At 71.3% G+C, this 2,659-nt stretch carries 3 protein-coding genes; all 3 read left to right on the top strand.

The window, feature by feature from the left end; all coding sequences use genetic code 11:
• Positions 1-688: hypothetical protein (locus tag ACWEN3_RS44965; RefSeq protein WP_452984030.1), on the top strand; the 688-nt coding region annotated here is incomplete at its 5' end.
• A gap of 151 nt (positions 689-839) precedes the next feature.
• Positions 840-1,376 carry a hypothetical protein gene (locus ACWEN3_RS44960; protein WP_452984028.1) on the top strand — a complete coding sequence of 179 codons (537 nt, stop codon included), beginning with the start codon at positions 840-842 and terminating at the stop codon, positions 1,374-1,376.
• Positions 1,369-2,659 (top strand): LCP family protein (locus tag ACWEN3_RS44955; protein ID WP_452984026.1); only part of this gene is annotated, 1,291 nt, incomplete at its 3' end. The genes ACWEN3_RS44960 and ACWEN3_RS44955, both read left to right, overlap by 8 nt.

Raw genomic sequence — 2,659 nt, 5'->3', positions numbered from 1 at the left:
GATCCAGGAGTCCAAGCTCCGCGATCTCGCGTACGGGGACCGGGACTCCCTCGGCCTGTTCCAGCAGCGCCCGTCCCAGGGCTGGGGCAGCCCGGCGCAGATCCGCGATCCCGTCTACGCGTCGGGCAGGTTCTTCGACGCGCTGGTCAAGGTGCCGGACTACGTCGATCTGCCGGTCACCGTCGCCGCGCAGCAGGTCCAGCACAGTGGCTACCCGGAGGCCTACGCGCAACATGAGGACATGGCGGCGACGCTGGCCGACGTGCTCACGGGACAGGAAGGGCCCGCACTGAGCTGCACGGTGAGCGGGGCGGGCAAAGGGGGTGCGGACGCCGACCCGGCCGGCGGAGGGAGCGGCACCGACGATGCCGGGGCGGGGCGGCGGGGGAGCGGTGCGGCGGGTGTCGTGGCCCAGGGCGGCGGTGGTCTCGCCGCAACGGTCCGACGGGAGTTCGGCGGCGAGCCGGCCACCGTCCCCGCGACGGGCGACAGCGTCAGCTACCGGGTCACCGGGGCGGCCTCGGGCTGGTCCCTCGCCCTGTGGCTGGTCTGTCACGCCGGACCGCTGCACGTCACGTCGGTCACGTTCGACAACCGCCGCTGGAGCAGCGGCGCTTCGGACCATGGCTGGACGCACGTCCCGCCGGCGTCGGCCGAGTCCTCGACGGTGGCCGTGAGCGTGAGCTAGACCGCCGGGGCGGAGGACATGCGCGCCAATGTTTGCCTACTTGCGTGACTACGCAACTAACCGGTCTGTTTTCTCGTCTCACTGGTTGCAGTCGGGGGTGACGCTCGCCATGAGTCTGTCGTCCCGCGTTGAGATGAGCGAGAGCGAGTGTATGAGCCATCAGCAGGAACGCGCCATCGGCGCACGGGTGCGGCACGGCTCCGCGACGCCCGGGCGGGTGGTCCCGCAGGGCCGGGCCGGGGAGCGGATGCCCTCCGCCGCCGGTGTGCCCCGTGAGCGACGCTCGCTGCCGAGCGTGGGCGGCGCACCTCGTGCGGGACGGCCCGGGGGAGGGGTCATCGCGGCGATGCTGCTGGGGCCGTTGCTCCTGGGCTACGGGGTGGACACCCTGGTCGGCGGGGAGCCCGGCTGGGGCGTGGTGGCCGGAGCGTCGGTGGGCGCCCTGCTCGCGGCCCTGGCGGCGGTGCGTCGTCGCAGCCTGGGACTGGTGGCACCGCTGCCGGTCCTGGCCGTTGCCGTGGTCACGGCGGGTGCCGTGCTCACGTCCCACGGGCCGCCGGCCACGCGGCTGGTGCGGTGGGCGGTGGCGGTGTTCCCGGCGATGGCCGCGGCGGAGTGTGCGGTGGTCGTCGTGGCTCTGGCGGCAGCCGTGCTCCGGTCCAAGATGAGGAGGAGGGATCGTGCCTGAGAACATGCGACGCCGCTCCTACCGGGCCCCCTGGCTCCGCGTGCTGCGCGCGGCGGCGTGGGCGGCTTCGGCGGCCCTGCTGCTCGGCTGCGGTGCGACCTGGTACGCCTACCGGTCCCTGACAAACGGTCTCACCACCTCCGACGCGCTCGACGCGGTCCGCGGCAGGGCGCCCCGGCACCTGGACAGCTCGGTCAACCTGCTGCTCATAGGTCTGGACTCGCGCAAGGACATGAACGGCAACGACCTGCCACGGCAGTTCGTGCAGACCGAACTGCACGCCGGGTCGAGCGACATCGGCTACTACAACACCAACACCCTGATCCTCATGCACATCCCCGCCGGCGGCGGAAAGGTGCAGGCGTTCTCCATCCCGCGCGACGACTACGTGCCGACCCTGAACGGGGACGGCTCGCCCCAGGGCCACTTCAAGATCAAGGAGGCGTACGCCAACGCGTACACCACGGCCCACGACAAGTACACCGCCCAGGGCGTCAAGGGCGCGGATCTGGAGGCGAAGAGCCGTGAGGCCGGGCGGGAGGCGACGCTGGCGACGGTGCAGCAGCTCACCGGTATGCCCATCGACCACTTCGCCGAGGTCAACCTGCTCGGCTTCTACGACATCGCCAAGGTCCTGCAACCCATCACCGTCTGCCTCAAGCACCCGGTGAAGGACCGTTATTCGGGTGCCGACTTCCCCGCCGGCGTACAGAAGCTGAACGCCCGTCAGGCGCTGGCCTTCGTACGGCAGCGGCACGGGCTCGACGAGGGGGACCTGGACCGTACGCGCCGGCAGCAGGCGTTCATCTCCACGGTCACGCACCAGCTCAAGTCGGCGGGAGTATGGGGCAGTCCGTCGAAACTCCAGGGGCTGTTGGGCGTGGTGAAGAAGGACGTCGTCCTGGACAGCAGCTGGAACGTCCTCGACTTCGCGCAGCAGGCCCCGGACCTCACCGGTGGCAATGTCGTGTTCCACACCCTGCCCATCGAGGGCTTCGGGATCCGCAACCGTGAGGACGTCAACCTCGTGGATCCGGCGAAGATCAAGTCGATCGTGCAGCAGGCCTTCGGCCAGACCGGATCGCCGTCCCCGACGGCCGGCGGATCGTCGGCCGCTCCCGCCACGGTGGACGTCGTCAACGGCAACGGCGCCCGCGGCCTGGCCTCCGACGCGCTGTCGTCCCTGGTCACGCTCGGATACACGGCCGGTACGACGGGCAACACCGCTCCCCGGGCGGCGACGACCGTCCGCTACGGCCCCGGGGCACAGCAGGCGGCCCAGC

This window comes from Streptomyces sp. NPDC004561 (genome assembly GCF_053602155.1).
This window is presented reverse-complemented; position numbering and strand designations above follow the sequence as displayed.